Source organism: Mangrovibacterium diazotrophicum, assembly GCF_003610535.1.
GTDB lineage: Bacteria > Bacteroidota > Bacteroidia > Bacteroidales > Prolixibacteraceae > Mangrovibacterium > Mangrovibacterium diazotrophicum.
In genome coordinates this window covers 70554-89331 of sequence record NZ_RAPN01000006.1, presented here as the reverse complement: position 1 = coordinate 89331, position 18778 = coordinate 70554, and the positions used below count along the sequence as shown (strand labels likewise).

The following is an 18778-nucleotide window of genomic DNA, read 5'->3' as shown; positions in this document are numbered from 1 at the left end:
GAACAAGCGCCGGCCTGGTGTATAAAAATTGGTTCTAACGAATGCGGTCAACACGATGGATGATTTAACTGCCTTGTGGTATAACAGTCGTTTTCGGGCAGCCGAGGCCGATGCGGCGCTCGATGTTGCTCATCAGCAAGTCAAATTGTTGAACTGGGGAAGCGCCCGGAAGTTTGGTATCATTAACCGGGCAAACAGGCATTTGCTGCTGTTTGAGCATGCGGCTCCCGCCCCGGAATACCTGCCCGATGGTGATCACGATTCCGGCTGGCCCACCATCGATTGGTTTTTACAGCTGCTGCGGCCCGTCGATCAACAGTTTGTAGCCAAAAGCCTCGAAAAGGTTCACCAGTTTCTCGAGAGCCTGCCGCCCGACGATTACCCCAACTACCGGCTCAGCTTCGATTTTTGCTGCGACAACCAGCCGAGCCATGCGCACCGGCTGTTGATGCACTTCCGTTACCTGGCGCCTGTGCCCCAATTTCCCGAGGGGCTGTGCCTGTTTTGGGCCTACAGTATCGACAGTGCGCAACTTCACTCGCCACCTCTTCGTGCTTTTGGCCGGCTTCCCGGTCTCGAGCCTGTTTTGTTCCGACGCGGGGAAGGCAACTACCCCAGCTTTTCCGACAAGCGGCGCCCGATGCTCGAATTGCTCCGGCAGGGGCGCAGTGTGAAGCAAATTGCCCAGCTGGTTGGTTGCTCCGAAGCCACTGTTTCCAACACGCTGGTTTACCTCCGCCAACACGTGTATGTAGCCAACAACCCCCAGTTGGTGTACTATTTCAGTTGTTTTTACGGTTATTAGCAGCGGCAGGCCGGCTGATTCCGCTGCTTTGGCGTGGCTGGCCCCACTGATCCGGCTGGCCGCGGCAGCTGATTCTTTTGAAAGGAATCAACAGCAGCCGAGTAAGAATCACCAGCCGGAAACAAAAAATCAGGAATACGGTAACAAAAATCAGGCGCAGCAGACGACAAATCACCAACGGCACCTTAAAAATCAGTTGCGGGTAGGACAGAATGAATAGCCCTACTAAAAAAATCACCAGCGTTAAGCGAAGAATCACGTGTGCCCGATTGAAAAATAACTGTTGCCTGCTGTCCGACGCAATCAGTATCGGTTGGTGGTGCTTTTTCGCCAGGCATCTTCTTTTTTTATTAAAATGGAATTACGATAATCACTATGCTCCTGTTTTGATCTATCGCTTAACTCGTGTTTTAGGTGTGTTTGTGTAAGTTCCTCATAGTTAGTAAATAAATACTGTTTTGTCTTTTGTTGTTTGTTGAAATAATTTTTAATCCATGTATAAAATTATGATGGTATTTATACTGTTTTATTAGTATATTGTAAACCAATTCTAAAAGCAAACAACCCATGAACCCAAACTTAATGCGTGCACCTGGTGCATACTTCAATTTGCCGCCAATAGCCATTGGCGGAGTAGAACATTTGAAATTTAGTATGAAAAGATAGGAGGGCTTTAAATGGTTTTTGCAGACCTAAAAAAACAGCATAAACGAAACAACTGAGATTTTTACCTGTACGGAAAAAACGCTTGCAAAAACCCAAAGCCCGCCAGCGTTTATTTTGAAGGATAAAGTATAGTCAAGCAGTAAGTTATAAACTGAACCCTATAAGCGATATATAATACACCCGTCATATACACAGACGTTGGGTGCAATATTGAAATGAGAACAGACTATATCACATACACTTTATTCCTATTCGTTCTTTTGAGTTGTCAAAGAAACGAACATGACCGAATTTCATATAATGGAATTAAAATAGGTCAAATGATTGATTCATCATGGACTGTTGTTGCCGACGATGAAGAAACCAAATTCAAATACAATCAATACAAAAATGACACAAGTCTCGCTTGTCGAACGATAGCTGATACAATATGGAACATTATGAAATCTGGCATTAGTGAAATTGAAGCGGAAAATCTGGTTAGTAAATTTAATTCATCACTTGACATGAAAGCTGAATCCAAACAGGTCAACAATGTATCTGGATTTTGGGACTGCTATCAATATCATTGGAAGGACTCAAAAACGGGAGACGTTATTAACCTCTGGAAATGTAAATTAAAGAATAATACTATATATGGTCTTTGGGAACTTGAAATATCTAATGATAGTTTATTGAATCATTTAAATTCAAAACATGACCCTTATTATAAAGTCTATAAATAATAAATAAAATACTGCACCCAACATTTTGCAAATTGCATTGCGGGTGCAGTGGTGTTCGTTGTCTCTGCTCCTTTCTTGACCGTCATGTCCTGTCGGACACTGACGCTCTTCGAAATCCGCAACGACAACTTGCAAGTGACCGTTGTATGCAATTCAAGAAAACCGAAACCAATAAGTAATAATTAAAATAAATTGACATGAGAAAAAGAATTACTATCGGATTGATACTGGTAATGACCTTATCAATTATGATTTCCTGTAGTACAAGTCCGACTGCAAAAATTCAAGGAGTTTTTGAAGTGGACAAAGAATCACTAAAAAGTAGTCTACAAGCAGAAATGGACGGTGAAAATGCGTTTGCTATGGGATTATTAAATGTAGCTTTAGAGAATGCAGTGATAGAGTTTTGTATAAAAGGAGACTCTATTAAAGGGATATTATTTATGGCAGGTGAAACAACACTTTTAGATTCTAAAATTGTTGAACGAAATGACAGTTTAATAATTTCTGCACCAGACTTCGAAGCCCATATTGTACCAACAGAAACTGGATTAAAATATAGTGCTATTGGTTCCGACATGACTTTAAAATTAAATAAGACTGATAGAACTGATTTATCTTCTGACACGAAAGAAGCAATTGAAGCCCAAAAAGTTGCTATAAAAGAAAAAGAAGAATTTGAGAAAAACTTAGGTAAATGGCAAGAAGGTAATTATGTAGACGAATTCGGAGACAAAACAGGTGATGGATTTGCATATTGCTTAATTCGTGGAACAAGTGAGAATTCGATTACTTCTAATAATGAAGTTTATATTAAAGCAATGGTTCAAAGTGGAAAACTATACTTTGATATTTATAATAGCTCATTGAGTATGAAAGAAACATTCCCAGACAGTAAATTCGGTAGAATGAAATTAAAATTCCCTGATGGTAAGGTAGAATCAGTAAGGATTTTCTTTTACAATAATGGAGCTTCGGAATCTGGTGATAAGGCAATCTTATTTGATTATATTTCAAAAAATGAAGGACTTGTAAAAGTATTTATTGATTTAAGTACAGCAAGCGAATATTATTCAGACAAGTATCAATTTGCGATTGAAAAGAATAATTTGACTGAGATATTAGCAGGATTGAAGTAGGAAAAACTGCATACAACAATGTATAAAAAACATAAGTGGTTCAGTGGTTTACGAAGCTTTCGAGCATTTAATCAGCTCCGCCAAATCTGCGATTTGACGGGTTGGTTTGAAGAATTAAATTTGTGTCAAAACGCAAATTTGGCTCAGTGCAACTTGACAGGTAAGAGCTTCGAAATCACTTACGTATCTTATACTCACCGTTGTGCCCAATTAAAGAAAACTGACATCGAACATTAAGTATATGAGATTTTCACAAAGAATAGGAAAGAAAAAAGCAACGAAAGAAATTCAGTTAGAATCTATAGATACTGAGTTACAGAATGGTTTATGGAATATAATTAAATTGCTTTATATCGACCCAATACCACGCCCTTCTAATTATAATCGTGGAGAATTTAATGGGTTTGCCAATGTGCTTTGGCATCACTTTTACAAATTACCTGTTGACAGAATACCTGAATATGAATTCCAAATTGAGGATTTTATTCGCAAAAGGTTTTTTGAAGACGAATGGTACGAAAGTTATGATTTTATAGAGTTCTTATTGAATTTGGATTATGACCATTATAACAAAACGGAATTTGTCGACACATTAAATTCTATTTTAGAACGTGAATTTGCTGGGTATAGAATAATTGACAATTTGATTGCGCCGATATCAAATGAACTTGAATTGGAAGAGTTATCTACTGCGACTAAAAATACGAGTCAGTTTTCTGCCTTAAATGGAGCAAATGTTCACTTAGAAAATGCGCTTGACTTACTCTCTGATAGGAAAAACCCAAATTATAGAAATTCAATAAAGGAATCAATTTCAGCAGTTGAGGCAACTTGTAGGATTATAACTAATGAAAATACATTGGGCAAAGCTCTGAATAAGTTAGAAGAAAAGGGACTAAATATAAATAATCAATTAAAAGCAGGATTTGACAAAATATATGCTTATACCAATGATAAAGAAAGTGGGATAAGACATGCAATAGTCCAGCAACCAAATGAACCAGACTTCAGTGATGCAAAATATATGTTGGTTTCGTGTAGCTCATTTATAAATTATTTGATAACAAAGGCTGAAAAAATAGGATTGGAAATATAATAACTGGGCACAACAATGTATATACAAAATAGGCGTGATAGTAGTAATTTAAAGGGTTGTAGCCCGCTTCAACTTCTCAACGGTTTGATAGGTTTGAAGCCCGCAATCGCCTACTTTGCATATACTCAACGTTATGGAGCATAATGCAAAATGCCGACACAAAAGATATGAAACATGATAATTAAACCAATTTCAATTTCCAGGGATAACTATTTTGAGTTAATGAAAATTGACGAATCGGAATCAAAATTTACCGAGGATTGGTTGCAGAAAGTAATTCATGACAATCCTCAAACATATCCAATCGAGAACCCTTTAAATAAAGATTTAAAAATAATTTCTTTGGGTCGAGAGATTAATAGCGGTGCAGGATACATTGACATTTTATTTCTAACTTCTGATGCCGAATTGATAATTGCAGAAACCAAATTATGGAGAAATCCAGAGAAATCAAGAACAGTTTTGGCACAGGTGATAGACTACGCCAAAGAAATTAGCAAATGGGGATTTGATGATTTAAATAATGCTGTAATTTCCTCGCAAAGAAACTCACAAAGTGAAAAAGCACTTTCGCTGAAAGAAATAATTGCAAAGGAATTTTCAAATCAAAACCAAACGGATTTCATAGATATTTTAATCCAAAACCTCCATAAAGGTATTTTAAAGTTGAGCATAATTGGAGATAAAATCTCTCCTAACCTTTTATTATTATCTGACACACTGCAAAGTTCTCCAGGACTAAACTTCTCTCTGTCTTTAATTGAAATGAAATTATTCAAATACAATCATGACATAATACTTATACCTGACATCGTCGGAAAAACTAAAGAGGAAATAAGAGGAGTTGTTAAGGTTCAATATGAAAAAGAAAAACCTAAAATTGAGATTACATACTTGGAAACAGAAAAATCTCAAAATCAAAAAAACAAAACGGATAGGGTAACATTCATATCTCAATGCCCAAATGATATTTCACAGATTCTTGAGAAATGGATAGATGTTTGGCAAAATAATTCTGACCTCATGATTTATTGGGGAGTAGCTGGTTTAAGTATTAGAAAACAGTTGGATAAAAAATGGACAACCATTCTCGATATTTATCCTGATTATGTGTCAATGATAACGCAATCAATGGCTGAATCATGCAAAATTCCACAAGATATTTATAATAAGTATTTGGAGGTTTTGTTTAGTATTGATGAGATGAAATCAGCTTATTCATCCAAGAAGAGATATGTTAAATACGATTCAATAAGTACGGAGGATATTGAAGTGATGATGACAGCGGTTAATGAACTAATAAATAAACTAATTGACAACAAGTAGATTACGTCCCGAGACAACGTACAAATTGCAGGGCGGGTTTTGGTGGTAAGCCAACTGCGCCTGCCTGCGGCAGGCAGGGATTCTCGCATCGCTACATGAATAAACATTAACACCAATTCGAAGAAATGGAACTAATATTTAAACATGCCTGGATCATGTTCATTGCAGTAACGATTGCAAATGGATTCGTTCTAAAATATCGTTCTAAGAAGTATATAGCCCAAAACCCCGAATTGGAAGAAGGCTATGATAAGTATTTTAAGGGATGGATGTTCTATGCCAATATTCCGTGGGTTATTATGATGATTGGAAACTTAAGTGGAATAACACACAACACTTTTGAGTACTTTAATCCAAAAGCTATGAATCCAATGGTTTTACTTTTCCATTTTTCGATTATCGTACTTTGGGTCCTAAGTGTGAGATGGATCTATTTTAAAGAAGGAGCAGAGTTTATTGAAAAACACCCAGGATTATTTCAAAAATCAAGTTTTAGCGGAAATACAAATGTGACAGCAAAACAAATTAAACTGTTCCTCCCATTAATGCTTTTAGGTGGAATAGCAGGAATGATTATGATGTGGGTAGTGGGTTTTCCAACGGCACAATTTTAAAAACTAAACAGATGAAAACTCGGGTAGGAGAATTACCTCGGGGCTTGGAGGGGGTAAAGGTTCACGAATATCCTTCCAGATTGCTAAATAATATGCTAAAATACTAGGCCATAATTAGTAAAACTATGAAAAAGATTGGAATTGTGTTCTTTGTTATCATGGCTATTTCTTTTGCTGTTTTTTTGACGGTTCAAGATCATTCAAAGACAAAAAGGTTACATTCAGAATTTAAGGAAGTCTATACCAAAGATGAATTTAAAGGAATAATAACAGATTTATATACTGACAGAGGGGCGTGTTTTGTGACAAGTGGGTCCAAAAAAATTTTTCTGCATAACTCAGCGAATTCATTATATCGTCAAAGGTTTCTTCAGGATAATTTATCAATAGGAGATTCAATAGTAAAGAAATCTTGGACGGACTCTCTTTTTATATTCAGGGGAAATTCTAAGTACTATTTTGTGCTTGGAAAATTAATAAATGAATCCCCCCGCTAGCTCGGATTTGTGATCGGAGCAGTGGATGGCTTGTTGACTCACCCCATCGCGATGAATCGTTCCGATGAATCGCAATTGCCCCTCTCTACCCGTAGAGAGGGGACGAGTCGAAGAAACGGGCAGCGCCGGATTGCGAGGGTTGGGGGAGAGTCCTCCGCCAGCGCGGATCTGTGATCGGAGCTTCACAGAAGCCTGTCAATAGAAGATAAATTGAAATAAAACCAAAATTCACTAAAAGCTAATCGAATGACTAAGAAAGTAAAACTCAGTGGTATTTTTTTGTTCAGTTTAATGTTGTTTCAGTCGTGCTTTGTTGCTAAGCAGTCGACGGTTGTTCGGCGGTCTGATATGGAAGAGTTACGCAATGGCGGAGTTGTTATCGGCACAAAGGAATACCCGAAAAATGCAGGCGAGGAATATAAAAAGGCGGTTGATGCGGAAAATGAAATGGCTGTTGAATTCTTTAAGAAGAACTGGACTTTCTGCCCGATTGTAGACGTGCTGCCTCAAGGAGAGGCTTGGGAGTTTGTAAAAGATATGAAAGGCTACTTTATGCTCACCTTGGAGGATTTTAAGGTGCAGCAAATGTCTCATAATACGAAGCCCTTTGGGCCTATTCCGGATCCATACCGGCCAAACATGAAATTAGACTACTCCAGTGGTGTTAGAGTACCGGGAGCGACCAGCTATCACAAAGCCGTTTGCCTGTATGTCAAACAAGGTCAAACAATGGGTGGGCATGCGCTGCGGTTTTTCATTCCTTTCACTGCTGAAGAAAAACTGGTGAACCCGATTTCGTTGCAAATCGCTTTAAATGATGTGCAACAAAGGGCCGAGGATATCGAGTCCGGAAAATTGAGGAACTCATTCAATGTGATGGACGCTTATCGGAAGCGTTCGAAAGGGATTAAAGACCAAACCCTCCTGATACCCGAGTTCATGATGCATCGAAAAATGGATGAGCAGAAAGTGGCCAAACTCTACCCTCATAAGTTCGAGATTTGCAGCAATGAAAAATATAACGAAGTCGTTTTAAATCAAACCGAGGGCTATGTTTATCCGGCTGTTAATACAACTGTGCTGGGCACCGAAAACCTTCAGGTGTATTCGTCGGCTACCGGTGAATGTCTCGCACTAATGGCTTTGCCCGGCTCTTTGGGTACCAATATCGCAGTGGCCAACAACAAAGATTATGAAGAACTCATTCAATTAAAACCCAAACAAATAAAAAAGGCGCTTAAAAGATTGAGATAATTCGGGCATTGTTAAGCTTGCAGACTCACCCCATCGCGATTAATCGTTCCGATGAATCGCAATTTCCCCTCTCTACGGGTAGAGAGGGGAAGAGTCGAAGAAACGGGCAGCGCCGGATTGCGAGGGTTGGGGAGAGATTATAGAAAGTAGTTGAGGTGAGAGAATTATTAATTGAGAGCATATGATAAAAGAACATACTACGAAGGCTTGTCTAATGCAAACCGGGAGTAATCTGTTCAATATTATGAAGGGATTGCTGATTCTGTTTTTTAGCTTATTCTCGTTGGTTGCTGTTTGCCAGGTACCGGAACCGAATAATCCGGAAGAAAATCCCCACCAGGTTAATCAATGGATGGTTGATTCGTTAAATCACAGGCCCATCGACTTTTATTTAAACCATCCGGATATTGATAAATATGCGAAGCTATTTTTTATGGGAAAGTTTGCGGCCTCAGATGATAACTTCACCTTTGCCTTTTTGGATAGCGTGTTAACAACGAATGAGGAGACGAGCGCATTCTATTTATTTGTTTTTAACTGTGTTTTGAAAATAACAGATGGTGCGTTATCGGAATATATCGGGCAAGATTGCAGGGCATACCTGGAAACCTATCCCTGCGATTTCATAGCATTGAAGCACAATGAACTTTACGCCGAAAACTATTATAAATGGATTAATTATGCAGCTTACGAATATTATTTTGAGGAGGATCCGGTTGCATCGACAAACAAAAGTATAGCCGCGCTAAAACAAATCGTAGCGCAGAAATGTGCAGACCAAAGTTTCGAGCTGGAGGAGATTCGGAAAAGTGTAATTCAATTTATTGCAGAAAATGATTGATAGGTCCTTTCCATGCGATTGCATTGCATGGGAGTAAGGGGCTTTGTTAAAGAGGAAAAAACAACAACAAATCAAAATCATACTGTATTATGGAAACAGAAAAACAAACTACTCAAGGTTACTTTACAGCCATTCGGATTGTTCACCTGGCACTCATGGGGGGAATCGTATTTTTCAGCGCAATTTCGTATGTACTGCAATTAAACGGTTTTGAGTCAAGCAGCGACGAAGAGTTTAACCGGTTTCTTGCACCTGTGGTTGGTGTGTTTGTTATCGGAGCTGCTTTTGCAAGCCAGATTGTTTTTAAACAACGCCTAAAAGAATGTGTCAGCAAACCGAGCCTGCAGGAGAAATTAATGTTATACCGGGCGGCCTTAATCCTAAAATTTGCTTTGATTGAAGGACCAAGCTTTATGGCGGTTGTTGCGTATTTGCTAACCGGAAATTTATTGTATCTCGGAGTTGTAGGCTTACTGTTGATCCTGTTCCTGATTTACCGTCCTTCGAAAGAGCAGACGATCCTCGACCTGGAACTGAATATGAATGACCGAAGATTATTGGACGATCCCGACACTCGCATCGGCGCGGATCTGTGATCGGAGCAGTGGATAGCTTGCTGGCTCACCCCATCGCGATGAATCGTTCCGATGAATCGCAATTGCCCCTCTCTATGGGTAGAGAGGGGAAGAGTGGAAGAAACGGGCAAAGCCGGATTACTTTGGGGCAGGGGAGAGTTTAAAAAAGTTAGATGGAGTGTAAGAAACCCTGCGCGATTGCATCGCGTGGTAACATCAGCTAATCTAGAGCAAAGGGATTTGCGAGGCAGCAGTGGAGAAGATTGATAAATTTAAAACGAAAACAGAATGGGCAAAAAAATCACGGTTCCAAAAGAGGAGGTATTAGCCGAAACTCAAAGATTCTTTGTAAAAGTTTATGGGTGGATGTCAATCGCCTTAATTATAACCGGATTCGTTGCGATCTGGACCGCATCGAATGTTAATATAAACAGCATACTTACCGAGAGCAGATGGTTCTTTTTTGGATTATTGATACTTGAATTTGTTTTAGTGGCCTATCTCGTCGGTTGGATTATGAGAATGAGTTCACGTACTGCTGCACTTATTTTCATCTTATATTCCATCCTAAACGGATTCACCTTGTCGGTAATATTCCTTGTATTTACGCCTGACTCAATTGCATCGACCTTTTTTATTACCGCCGGAACTTTTGCCATCATGAGTATCTATGGATATTTCACGAAATCTGACTTAACGAAAGTGGGCAATCTTTTATTAATGGGATTGATCGGGTTAATTATTGCTTCAGCGGTTAATATGTTCTATCAGAATGAGACCTTGTACTGGATAACAACCTATGCCGGGATATTGATATTTATTGGGCTGATTGCTTATGATACTCAAAAAATAAAGCAATTAAACATCATCGGTAACGAAGGAACAGATGAGGACAAGAAAGAGGCAATAATTGGAGCATTAACCTTATATCTCGATTTCATTAACCTGTTCTTAAGATTATTAAGAGTGCTTGGAAAGAGAAAATAAAAACGAAGCGAAACTCTGTTACCATGCGATACAATCGCGCGGCAGCATTGTAAGTAAATACTGATTTAATAATACAAGTATGGAAGAGTATAATTATCCCGGAGTATCGCTCCGGGTAAAAGCAGTCGTCAGCGACAGTATTGTCCTACTAATACTGATTATAGGTGCTACCTATCTGCTTGAAAGTTTTAACAACGTTCCCGGTTATGTGCGGGGGATTGTCTTTGTTGGCATGTTTCTGTATGACCCGATTCTCACCAGCGCTTGCGGTGGAACTTTGGGACATTTGCTTTTCGGTATCCGGGTAAAGCGACAAAACGATCAGCAACGAAATATATTTTTCCCGCTGGCACTGATCCGCTATATCGTAAAAATAGCCTTAGGGTGGATTTCATTAGTCACTGTTATGAGTAACAAAAAAGGCAAAGCCATTCACGACATGATTGTTGGATCGGTGGTACGTTATGAACTACCAGCTCCGGCCAAAGCAGATTTGTGAATCCCGCTTTGTTTGGCTCGCTGACTCACCCCATCGCGATTAATCGTTCCGATGAATCGCAATTGCCCCTCTCTATGGGTAGAGAGGGGAAGAGTGGAAGAAACGGGCAAAGCCGGATTACTTTGGGGCAGGGGAGAGATAAATTCGATGACCGGGCTTGGCTGCAAAAGAAGAAAGAACATTAATTTAGCGGGATTATAAATCGACTATGATACAAGATAAATACCAGGCGGCAATTCTATTTGCCGGAGAAAAGCACAAGAATCAGAAAATGCCGGGAACAGATTCCAACTACTTACTTCATTTGTCGAATGTGGCCATGGAAGTGTTGCTGGCCTATAAGGAAGAGCAAAACTTTGACGTCGAGTTGGCGGTGCAGTTAGCGCTGTTGCACGATACCTTGGAAGATACTACGACTGAATTCGACGAACTAAAAGCGAAGTTTGGTGATGAGGTGGCACAGGGCGTTTCGGCCTTAACCAAAAAGAAGGAGCTGTCGTCGAAAGCGGAGCAGATGGAAGATAGCCTGGAACGAATTAACCGGCTGCAGAAAGAGGTTGGCATTGTAAAACTGGCTGACCGGATAACCAATCTGCAGGAACCACCGGCTTACTGGACGAATGAGAAAAAGCGGAGCTACCGTCAGGAAGCAGAGCGAATCAACGAGGCCTTGGAACGCAAGAATGAGTTCCTGAATAAAAGACTGGAAGCCAAGATTTCGGACTACGAAAAGTATATCGGCTAATGGCCGGAATCATCCAACCGGATTTGTCGACCAAAAAACTGAAAAAGAATGAAAGTTACAGCTGAACACAACGAACGAATTGCCAAAATGACCTTTGCCTCGGTTTACCCGCACTACCTGACAAAGGTCGTGCGTAAAGGACGCACCAAGGAAGAACTGCACGAAGTGATTCGCTGGCTGACCGGTTTCGATGATGCGAAACTACAAGCGCTGATCGATGAGAACGCGACCTTTGAAAGCTTCTTTCAACAAGCCCATTTGCACCCGAATGCAGAGCTTATTCAGGGAGTCATTTGCGGTTATCGGATCGAAGAAATCGAATATCCGTTAACCAGGCAAGTGCGGTACCTGGATAAACTGGTTGATGAATTAGCGAAAGGCCGAAAAATGGAAAAAATCTTACGGGAAGAAAAGAAATAAAAGAAGGTCGATTTAATGCGGCCAAAGCAGCGCAATTGTATCGCGCGGTACTTCAAACAAAACAACTAACGAACACCTATGCTACTCCAAAAACGTTTTTGGCAAACCTGCTTGTTGCTGGTTATTGGTTTCAATGCCTGGGCACAACCAACAAGTAAAGACTGGATGCTCTCGGTTGAGGGCAACTACTACAAATCGAACTCGGATCGGTCGGTTTCCGGCTCCGACATCACAACTGACGACAAATATTGGAACCTTGGATTGAATGCCGAGCGCTTTATAACCGATCGTTTTTCGGTTGGTGTGGGCCTGGCACGATATTATGAAATAACCAAAAAAGCAAGCTGGACACTGGAAGATGATATTATGTATGGAGAGCTCATTGGGGGTGAAGGAACTTACTGGCTGCCGCGGGTTTTCTGTAAATATTATTTGCCGGTATTCAGTCGCCTTTACCTGGTTCCCCGCTTTACCGGAAGCTACGGAAAAGCGAAGTTGCAAGGCGTGGGCTTCTACCTGGCCGAGCACTATCCGTTTGAGGATGGGATGTATGAAATTATTTCTCCAAGGGGGACAAGCTGGAGTATCGATACTAAAGGAGAAATGCTAAGCCTGGAACTGGCGCCGGAGCTGGCTTACTTTCCCTGCAAGCATTGGGGACTCTTTGCTTGCTTTGGCGGGCTGCGTTACGACCGCTTTATGGGCGATCTAACGATTACAGAACGCGTACTCAGCTTTAAGCGCGAATACTGGAAACTGGGCGTCAACTTTCGGTTTTAAGATTGAATCTGCCCTTTGCGTTTTGCTCTCTGCCATTAAACAGAAAAAGGCTGTCTAAAAAGGTGACAACGAGAAATTCAGACTTACAAATTGAAAGCTCCTGCTGATTTTACCCCTCCCTGCCCGTCCGGTCAGGCGGGCAAACCTCCCCTAAAGGGGCGGCTTAAAGTCCCCTTCAGGGGATATAGGGGCAATAGCTTGAATGGACTTACAATTTGATAGTTAGGAAAAACTCTTCAGACTTTTAGGCAGCCTCTTCCGCTTTTTATGTTTCGCTTATTTGTAAGCCGATTAATTCAGGTATAAGGCTTGGTTCATTTCAGGCTCGCCGCTTGTTTGGATTTTGGTGGTTTTCACTTCACCATTTTCACTGGCAAAGGCAAGCTGGTAATCCTGGTTACGTTTCACCCGAAACACCAAATATTTATTCATATCGTCGGTTGGCGAAGGAGAGAAGCCAAAGTCTACTTCTTTGCCGTCTTGCATCAAGCTAACTCGTGTGGGAATGCGGTTGTTGCCGTCAGGGGTGCAGCTTTCATCTTTAAAGAGTACCACGTTCAGCAGCTGCTCGTCGGCCGGAAGCTGAGATTCGTGCATTTGTTCGTTATACACGTCGATGTAACGTTTGGTCACGTTGTCGGCGTTCACATAATGCAGATCCATGTCCCAGATCAGGCGGAACCAGGTTTCGGCCGGTTTAAACGAACTGGCATAAATACTGTAGTTGGGATCATTCGGGTTGGCTTTTCCGGCATCAGCTACAAACCACCCTTTATTCAATTGGTCGGGGTAGTATTCGGTGAAATACCATTTGCCATCCACCATTACTTCAACCCAGTTGTGGTTACCACGTTTGGTTGTCCAGTTCGGGATGCCGGCAACGCGGGCAGGAATACCTACCGAACGAAGCGCATCAACCAGCAGAATAGACAAGCCGGTACAAGTAGCCATTCCTTGCTCAATCGATTCGTAAGGACTTTGGTCAACCTTGCGTCGTTTCACGTTGTACTCGGTTTGCAGCACATCGGCAATGTTACGGCTCACCGAATCGATGGCAGCACGAATGTCGGTACAATTGTCCACCAGCGGCGAAAAGCGGTTCAGGAAATCCTGGCGCCAGTTATCGCGGCGTTCGTTCAAGCTGGCATAGGGCAAAACTTCGTTCAGGAAAACCGAATCGGGTAGCGCTTTCGCCCAGGCGTATTTCTCGCGCGTCTCGTAAGCTACTTTGGTATTTTCAAGGATGAAGTCACCAGTCAGCGAATCCAGGTCGCGTTGAGGCATGTAGGAAATCAAAAAGGCGACACCTTCCAGTTGGCTATCGGGTGCTTGCTCCAGTGCTTTGGTTAATTCGGCCTGGTTGGCGCCTGCTTTGCTTAATTGTTCGTTCACCAGGGCCAGCGTCTCGGGCTTTAGCTTGCTTTGCCAGCTTGTGGTACACGAAAAAAGGATCACGCCCAATAACAGCGCGGTCATTGTCAATTGTCTCATGGTTAAAAAATGTTGGTTGGTTAAAAATCGAAGCCTAAAATAGCAAGCTTTTCGGGATAATCAGACAGGAATGTCTATTTTACTTCGACGGTAAAGTAAAGGCAATTTTCTAAGTGTGTTGAGGGAAAATCATTGGGTTATTGGTAGTCAAATAGTTCTGGCTCTTGTCTGCTCGGTGGTAGCTTAAAATATTGATGAAACGAAGCTCTCCGTTTTTAGGTTAATGTTCTGTTTTCTTTTCTGGTTTAAGGTAGGATACATTGAACCATTTGCCCAGGTTGATTAAATAAACGGTGCGTTCTTTTTTGTCTTTTTCCTGCCAGTCCAGGTCTGGTTGAACATAGCGTGCAAACCAATCGCCATAGTCCATCGGTCTTAGCTTATTTTCTCGCATCAGGTTCACCAAATATAGCAGCGCTTGCTCCCAATTGGCGTAAAAAGGATTTCTTGGCTGAAAGACCAAATGTTCAGCTCCCAAAAAAATACGACCAATCGAGTATTCACCTGCCAGCTGTTTCCTTATGGCATCTCGCTCTTCAGGACTTTGAATCTGCTCAGGAAAATGAAAATAGGAGCTACAACTGAAAACCAGGCGTTTCTTCCGCTTACCAATGGTTTCCTCGTAGCCCCGAATTCGAAATGAATAACCGTCGTAAGTTCCCGTGTAATATAAGTCAGGGTGAAGTTGTAATCCCATTGTTTGCAGGCATTCGAACTGCGGGTGTTGCAGTTGTCGCAACCAGCGTCGGCGTTCCAGGATTTCCTGGCTCAAAAAGATGATGGATGCAAGCAAAAGAATAACGACGATACTTATAATGCCGCTTGTTAATAGGGCTGATTTCCAGTCCTGATCGATTGAAAATATCAAAAACCAGGTCAGCCAGATAAAAGGCAGGTAGACCCAGGGGTGGACGAAATACTCTTGTATTTTCCCTTCCCGGATCAGGCGTATTTTTGCTTGAGTTGGTTTTTCCTGAGGATCGCTAAAGTGGATTTGAGGCATGATTCGGGATTTGCTTGGCGAATTTACAGCAATTCGACGCCCCTTCGGTTATATTTTGTGTTAATCTTGAATATTCTTTATGTAGAATGCTTTGCGACTTGATTGTCGAGTTCTTTTTCAGAATTAGCAACTCCTCATCTTTGTTCGGATCTGTTATTTTGAGGGACAAGTGTTTGGGGAAGAAGAACTGAGTCATTCAATTTTCACATTAAACAGGTAGTTGTAAATCATCGAGGGAATGCATAAATCAATTGTAGCTACCAGGAACGGTACGCAAAACATCAGCCCGCCCGAAATGTATCCGGCAGTGGTGTATCCCATGGCAAACAGAAAAATATGCAGGCTGATCCACAGCGTTGCCAGGGTACAGGCAAACTTGAATTGCCTGGATCGCGGAGGTAAGAAGGGCTTGTTGATTAGCTTCCGTACGCCGAAGTTATAGAGGTAGTCAAACGGATTGTAGGGGAGAATTAGTGACAAAAAGGATACGAGCAGCAGAAAAGACAAGATTGGGATACTTGCCAGCGCTACGCCAATGGCCAGAAGGGTTGCACAAATGACTACCGGAAACTTGTTGGCAAAGGCCAGTTGAGAAACGTCCTCATCGGAGTAGCCGGAAAATCCCTGGCACTTGATCCTATAGATGCGGGCTTTCGATAGGTTCTGCATAATCACTATCCTCTCTATTTCGTTTGATACAACACAAAGTTGGGTATACCGCCATTTCGGAATTGAGGTTGCTTTTGGGCTGAATTCTTTTTTACAGGAGAACTCCTGTCGCTTGGTTTTGCAAACAGTTATGAACCAAAAAGATAATTGGCCTGTTGCAGAAAAGAAAAAGCTTATGAAACGTCGCGATTTTATCAAACAGACAGCGGCCGCAATGGCTGCACTCTCGGTTACCGGACTGACAACATCGTTTACAAAGGATGGTGTTCCGTACCGCAAACTGGGTAAAACCGGGATGGATGTGTCGTTGCTTGGAGTGGGAGGGTATCATATTGGCGATCGCTTTATCACGGAATCGGATTCGATTAAGCTGATTCGGGAAGCACTGGACAACGGGATCAACTTCCTGGATAATGCCTGGCACTACAACAATGGCCGCAGCGAGGAGTTGATGGGAAAAGCACTGCTGGATGGTTACCGCAACAAAGCGATCTTGATGACCAAGCACCACGGGCGTGATCCGAAAACGGCACAGGAACATTTGGAAACCAGTCTTCGTCGCTTACAAACCGATTACCTCGATTTGTGGCAGTTTCATGAGATTGAAAGCATGGATTCAGTGGACAAAATCTATTCAAGCGGCGTACTCGATTTTGTGGTGAAGAAGCGCGATGAAGGCGTGATTCGGCACATCGGCTTTACAGGTCACAGCCGCCCGGAAATTCACCGCGCGATGATCGAAAAAGGCTTTGAATGGGAAACGGTACAGATGCCGATTAATGTACTCGACCACCATTATTCCAGCTTCTCGCAGGAGATTATTCCTTTGCTGGTGGAACGGAATATTGGTATCATCGGTATGAAGTCGGTGGCTTCGGGCGCTATCGTAAAAGAGGGAATCGCGACAATTGAAGAGTGTCTTCGTTTTGCGATGACCTTGCCAACTTCGAGCGTGGTTTCGGGAATGAATAATCTGGAGCATTTTCGCCATAATCTGGAGATTGTGCGTAACTTTAAGCCGATGACCGAGGACGAGATTGCGACTCTGCTGGACAAGACTTTGGATCACGCACAAGGCGGAAAACACGAATGGTATAAGGATAAAGTCTGATTTTTCTGCCATTGTTTATTTTGCAGCAGATAATAGTCGAGCTAATTTTTCGTTTAATTTGGTAACAGAGCGAATAACAACGATTAAGAAATAAGGGTACTGGTGCATCAGCATTGGTACCTTTTTTATAAGATACCATCATGAAACAGCTTTTACTGCCCCTTGCTGCGTTGGCCATGATTGCCTTAGCCTGCCAATCGCACCAATCAACCGATCCGAAGGTGGTGCTGGATAAAATCATTGAGAAAGCGACTCAACCCGAGGAGGAAGAGTCCGATTACGAGAAAGCGCACAAGCTGGAGAATTTTCTGTCGACTGCAGAGCCGGAGCAAAAGGATGTCCGCACAATTTCGGAGCCTTGTGCGGTATTCGTTTTTCCCGATTCAGTGCAAATTGCCAAGATGAAGGGAAACAGCACGGAGCAAGAGGAGGATTTTTATATTGCTGCCGACGACAATAACTATTACGACTACCTGGCGTCCGAGTTTTTGGACAGCCTGCAAGTGAAAACGATTCACCTGAAAACACGCTATCTGAAATGTGAACTTGAAAACGAAACTCTTTTGCTGGATTCGCGATCCGAAGCATCGAATGGCTGGTTTGTGGTTTTGTTTGAGCCGACCCAAAAGCCGCGTTTGATCGATGCCATTGAAATCCGGAAAGCTTACAAAGAATATTATAAGCGCTGATTTTGTCGTTGAATAGGAACTTCTGCCCATCAGCCTGAAAATAAACAAGCCGGTCTTTCGCAATTGCAGAAGACCGGCTTGTTCAATTTGAATTCGGTATGATCAGGCTTTTTCTTCGATTTTTGACGGATTCACAAAAATCATAAAGAAGATAAAAGCAAACGACATTTCGAGTAGTTCGGCCTGTTTTGCCAGGTTGATCAAGGCAATTAAACCAGCTACCAGCAGCATGCCAACGGTGTGTTGGATACGGGGTAGTGGAACATTGAACTTCAGTTCGAGGTTTCGAATAAAAGCAACTTTTTTCACCAGCCAGCCCATTAGCAGGAAATAAACCAGCAACACAACGAACAGCAGTTGCGAAAAGATCAGCTTATTGATGCTGGTGGTGCCCACAACCAGGTTGTGCAGGTTGGTTTCGGCTTGCTTGTTGTGTTCCAAAAAGAACTCGCTCGACTGGATGCCGAAAATACGTTGGCCCCAACTGATTTCTTCGCCGGCAGCGAAAAAGAACAGGATTGCCATCATGACCGCCGTGAATATCCACAGGGCGGGTTTCTTCGCTTTCCGAAACTCAACAACCCGGTAAATACAGACCATCGAGGCCGCAAGCAGGAACAGTGAAGTGAGGTTTTCGACTAACCCATCTTCCTCTGTAAAGATGGTAAAAGCTGCCAAATCAGTTTTTGCCAGGTAAAGTCCATAGCCTGAAAAGGCGAAAACGACGGCAAACATGATCCATTCGAGCTTTGTAATATTTTTCAATGTGTTCATTTTTATGTGTTTGAAACAGGAGAAACCGAAACCTGTTAAGGTTTTGTTTCCTGCGTGTTACAATCCAATTAC

22 protein-coding genes are annotated in these 18778 nt (G+C 41.9%); 17 read left to right on the top strand and 5 right to left on the bottom strand.

The features are described 5' to 3' along the window. The first annotated feature begins 55 nt into the window (after positions 1-55). Positions 56-805 carry a helix-turn-helix transcriptional regulator gene (locus BC643_RS22755; RefSeq protein ID WP_120275751.1) on the top strand — a complete coding sequence of 250 codons (750 nt, stop codon included), beginning with the start codon at positions 56-58 and terminating at the stop codon, positions 803-805. On the opposite strand, the gene BC643_RS22750 is transcribed toward BC643_RS22755, so the two are convergent. After that, a complete protein-coding gene (locus tag BC643_RS22750) occupies positions 783-1064 on the bottom strand; it encodes a hypothetical protein (protein ID WP_120275749.1) in 282 nt (93 codons plus the stop codon). The genes BC643_RS22755 and BC643_RS22750 overlap by 23 nt on opposite strands. Before the next feature lie 727 nt (positions 1065-1791). Here BC643_RS22750 and BC643_RS22740 point away from each other — a divergent pair. The 14 genes from BC643_RS22740 to BC643_RS22675 all read left to right on the top strand — a co-directional run bounded on the left by BC643_RS22740 (position 1792) and on the right by BC643_RS22675 (position 12969). Continuing rightward, on the top strand, positions 1792-2196 hold the full coding sequence (locus tag BC643_RS22740) for a hypothetical protein (RefSeq protein WP_120275745.1): 405 nt from the start codon (positions 1792-1794) through the stop codon (positions 2194-2196). A 197-nt stretch (positions 2197-2393) separates the two neighbouring features. Further along, positions 2394-3335, top strand: a complete 942-nt coding sequence (locus tag BC643_RS22735) for a hypothetical protein (RefSeq protein WP_147377314.1) — start codon at positions 2394-2396, stop codon at positions 3333-3335. A gap of 241 nt (positions 3336-3576) precedes the next feature. Then, positions 3577-4431, top strand: a complete 855-nt coding sequence (locus BC643_RS22730; RefSeq protein WP_120275742.1) for an AbiJ-NTD4 domain-containing protein — start codon at positions 3577-3579, stop codon at positions 4429-4431. A gap of 174 nt (positions 4432-4605) precedes the next feature. Continuing rightward, entirely contained in the window at positions 4606-5757 is a 1152-nt protein-coding gene (locus BC643_RS22725; protein WP_147377313.1) for a hypothetical protein, read from the top strand. Between the two features lie 155 nt (positions 5758-5912). Continuing rightward, positions 5913-6371: a hypothetical protein gene (locus BC643_RS22720; protein WP_147377312.1), complete on the top strand. Its 459-nt coding sequence runs from the start codon at positions 5913-5915 to the stop codon at positions 6369-6371. A gap of 125 nt (positions 6372-6496) precedes the next feature. Next, positions 6497-6868 carry a hypothetical protein gene (locus BC643_RS22715; RefSeq protein ID WP_120275738.1) on the top strand — a complete coding sequence of 124 codons (372 nt, stop codon included), beginning with the start codon at positions 6497-6499 and terminating at the stop codon, positions 6866-6868. A 246-nt stretch (positions 6869-7114) separates the two neighbouring features. Continuing rightward, positions 7115-8122 carry a hypothetical protein gene (locus BC643_RS22710; protein ID WP_120275737.1) on the top strand — a complete coding sequence of 336 codons (1008 nt, stop codon included), beginning with the start codon at positions 7115-7117 and terminating at the stop codon, positions 8120-8122. Between the two features lie 181 nt (positions 8123-8303). Continuing rightward, positions 8304-8963 carry a hypothetical protein gene (locus BC643_RS22705; protein WP_147377311.1) on the top strand — a complete coding sequence of 220 codons (660 nt, stop codon included), beginning with the start codon at positions 8304-8306 and terminating at the stop codon, positions 8961-8963. An 89-nt stretch (positions 8964-9052) separates the two neighbouring features. Then, positions 9053-9559, top strand: coding sequence for a hypothetical protein (locus tag BC643_RS22700; RefSeq protein WP_120275734.1), 507 nt, complete (start codon positions 9053-9055; stop codon positions 9557-9559). Positions 9560-9826: 267 nt separating this feature from the next. Beyond that, the gene (locus tag BC643_RS22695; protein WP_120275732.1) at positions 9827-10525 is read left to right on the top strand and encodes a Bax inhibitor-1/YccA family protein; all 699 of its coding nucleotides are present in this window, start codon (positions 9827-9829) and stop codon (positions 10523-10525) included. Between the two features lie 79 nt (positions 10526-10604). Continuing rightward, complete coding sequence (locus BC643_RS22690; protein WP_120275731.1) at positions 10605-11024, top strand: RDD family protein; 420 nt, start codon at positions 10605-10607, stop codon at positions 11022-11024. Positions 11025-11232: 208 nt separating this feature from the next. Further along, positions 11233-11769, top strand: a complete 537-nt coding sequence (locus BC643_RS22685; RefSeq protein WP_120275729.1) for an HD domain-containing protein — start codon at positions 11233-11235, stop codon at positions 11767-11769. Between the two features lie 48 nt (positions 11770-11817). Next, on the top strand, positions 11818-12189 hold the full coding sequence (locus BC643_RS22680) for a DUF2200 domain-containing protein (RefSeq protein ID WP_120275728.1): 372 nt from the start codon (positions 11818-11820) through the stop codon (positions 12187-12189). A gap of 78 nt (positions 12190-12267) precedes the next feature. After that, positions 12268-12969 carry a hypothetical protein gene (locus BC643_RS22675; protein ID WP_120275726.1) on the top strand — a complete coding sequence of 234 codons (702 nt, stop codon included), beginning with the start codon at positions 12268-12270 and terminating at the stop codon, positions 12967-12969. Positions 12970-13260: 291 nt separating this feature from the next. On the opposite strand, the gene BC643_RS22670 is transcribed toward BC643_RS22675, so the two are convergent. The 3 genes from BC643_RS22670 to BC643_RS22655 form a co-directional block, all read right to left on the bottom strand. After that, entirely contained in the window at positions 13261-14460 is a 1200-nt protein-coding gene (locus BC643_RS22670) for a transglutaminase domain-containing protein (RefSeq protein WP_120275725.1), read from the bottom strand. 220 nt (positions 14461-14680) lie between these two features. Continuing rightward, complete coding sequence (locus tag BC643_RS22665; RefSeq protein WP_120275723.1) at positions 14681-15463, bottom strand: hypothetical protein; 783 nt, start codon at positions 15461-15463, stop codon at positions 14681-14683. Positions 15464-15655: 192 nt separating this feature from the next. Next, on the bottom strand, positions 15656-16132 hold the full coding sequence (locus BC643_RS22655) for a DUF4395 family protein (protein ID WP_120275720.1): 477 nt from the start codon (positions 16130-16132) through the stop codon (positions 15656-15658). A gap of 175 nt (positions 16133-16307) precedes the next feature. On the opposite strand from BC643_RS22655, the gene BC643_RS22650 reads away from it, so the two are divergent. Together BC643_RS22650 and BC643_RS22645 are read left to right on the top strand one after the other, a co-directional pair. Further along, complete coding sequence (locus tag BC643_RS22650) at positions 16308-17243, top strand: aldo/keto reductase (protein WP_170154663.1); 936 nt, start codon at positions 16308-16310, stop codon at positions 17241-17243. A gap of 140 nt (positions 17244-17383) precedes the next feature. Continuing rightward, entirely contained in the window at positions 17384-17932 is a 549-nt protein-coding gene (locus BC643_RS22645) for a hypothetical protein (protein ID WP_120275717.1), read from the top strand. Positions 17933-18034: 102 nt separating this feature from the next. On the opposite strand, the gene BC643_RS22640 is transcribed toward BC643_RS22645, so the two are convergent. After that, complete coding sequence (locus BC643_RS22640) at positions 18035-18706, bottom strand: hypothetical protein (RefSeq protein ID WP_120275715.1); 672 nt, start codon at positions 18704-18706, stop codon at positions 18035-18037. Between the last annotated feature and the right edge of the window lie 72 nt (positions 18707-18778).

What these genes read in the sequence shown, in the direction of transcription:
- BC643_RS22720 (WP_147377312.1), top strand. Translation starts at nt 5,913, where the DNA reads ATGTTCATTGCAGTAACGATTGCAAATGGATTCGTTCTAAAATATCGT.
- BC643_RS22725 (WP_147377313.1), top strand. Translation starts at nt 4,606, where the DNA reads ATGATAATTAAACCAATTTCAATTTCCAGGGATAACTATTTTGAGTTA.
- BC643_RS22715 (WP_120275738.1), top strand. Translation starts at nt 6,497, where the DNA reads ATGAAAAAGATTGGAATTGTGTTCTTTGTTATCATGGCTATTTCTTTT.
- BC643_RS22680 (WP_120275728.1), top strand. Translation starts at nt 11,818, where the DNA reads ATGAAAGTTACAGCTGAACACAACGAACGAATTGCCAAAATGACCTTT.
- BC643_RS22640 (WP_120275715.1), bottom strand. Translation starts at nt 18,706, where the DNA reads ATGAACACATTGAAAAATATTACAAAGCTCGAATGGATCATGTTTGCC.
- BC643_RS22655 (WP_120275720.1), bottom strand. Translation starts at nt 16,132, where the DNA reads ATGCAGAACCTATCGAAAGCCCGCATCTATAGGATCAAGTGCCAGGGA.
- BC643_RS22755 (WP_120275751.1), top strand. Translation starts at nt 56, where the DNA reads ATGGATGATTTAACTGCCTTGTGGTATAACAGTCGTTTTCGGGCAGCC.
- BC643_RS22695 (WP_120275732.1), top strand. Translation starts at nt 9,827, where the DNA reads ATGGGCAAAAAAATCACGGTTCCAAAAGAGGAGGTATTAGCCGAAACT.
- BC643_RS22675 (WP_120275726.1), top strand. Translation starts at nt 12,268, where the DNA reads ATGCTACTCCAAAAACGTTTTTGGCAAACCTGCTTGTTGCTGGTTATT.
- BC643_RS22710 (WP_120275737.1), top strand. Translation starts at nt 7,115, where the DNA reads ATGACTAAGAAAGTAAAACTCAGTGGTATTTTTTTGTTCAGTTTAATG.
- BC643_RS22735 (WP_147377314.1), top strand. Translation starts at nt 2,394, where the DNA reads ATGAGAAAAAGAATTACTATCGGATTGATACTGGTAATGACCTTATCA.
- BC643_RS22665 (WP_120275723.1), bottom strand. Translation starts at nt 15,463, where the DNA reads ATGCCTCAAATCCACTTTAGCGATCCTCAGGAAAAACCAACTCAAGCA.
- BC643_RS22690 (WP_120275731.1), top strand. Translation starts at nt 10,605, where the DNA reads ATGGAAGAGTATAATTATCCCGGAGTATCGCTCCGGGTAAAAGCAGTC.
- BC643_RS22730 (WP_120275742.1), top strand. Translation starts at nt 3,577, where the DNA reads ATGAGATTTTCACAAAGAATAGGAAAGAAAAAAGCAACGAAAGAAATT.
- BC643_RS22645 (WP_120275717.1), top strand. Translation starts at nt 17,384, where the DNA reads ATGAAACAGCTTTTACTGCCCCTTGCTGCGTTGGCCATGATTGCCTTA.
- BC643_RS22685 (WP_120275729.1), top strand. Translation starts at nt 11,233, where the DNA reads ATGATACAAGATAAATACCAGGCGGCAATTCTATTTGCCGGAGAAAAG.
- BC643_RS22740 (WP_120275745.1), top strand. Translation starts at nt 1,792, where the DNA reads ATGATTGATTCATCATGGACTGTTGTTGCCGACGATGAAGAAACCAAA.
- BC643_RS22670 (WP_120275725.1), bottom strand. Translation starts at nt 14,460, where the DNA reads ATGAGACAATTGACAATGACCGCGCTGTTATTGGGCGTGATCCTTTTT.
- BC643_RS22650 (WP_170154663.1), top strand. Translation starts at nt 16,308, where the DNA reads ATGAAACGTCGCGATTTTATCAAACAGACAGCGGCCGCAATGGCTGCA.
- BC643_RS22705 (WP_147377311.1), top strand. Translation starts at nt 8,304, where the DNA reads ATGATAAAAGAACATACTACGAAGGCTTGTCTAATGCAAACCGGGAGT.
- BC643_RS22700 (WP_120275734.1), top strand. Translation starts at nt 9,053, where the DNA reads ATGGAAACAGAAAAACAAACTACTCAAGGTTACTTTACAGCCATTCGG.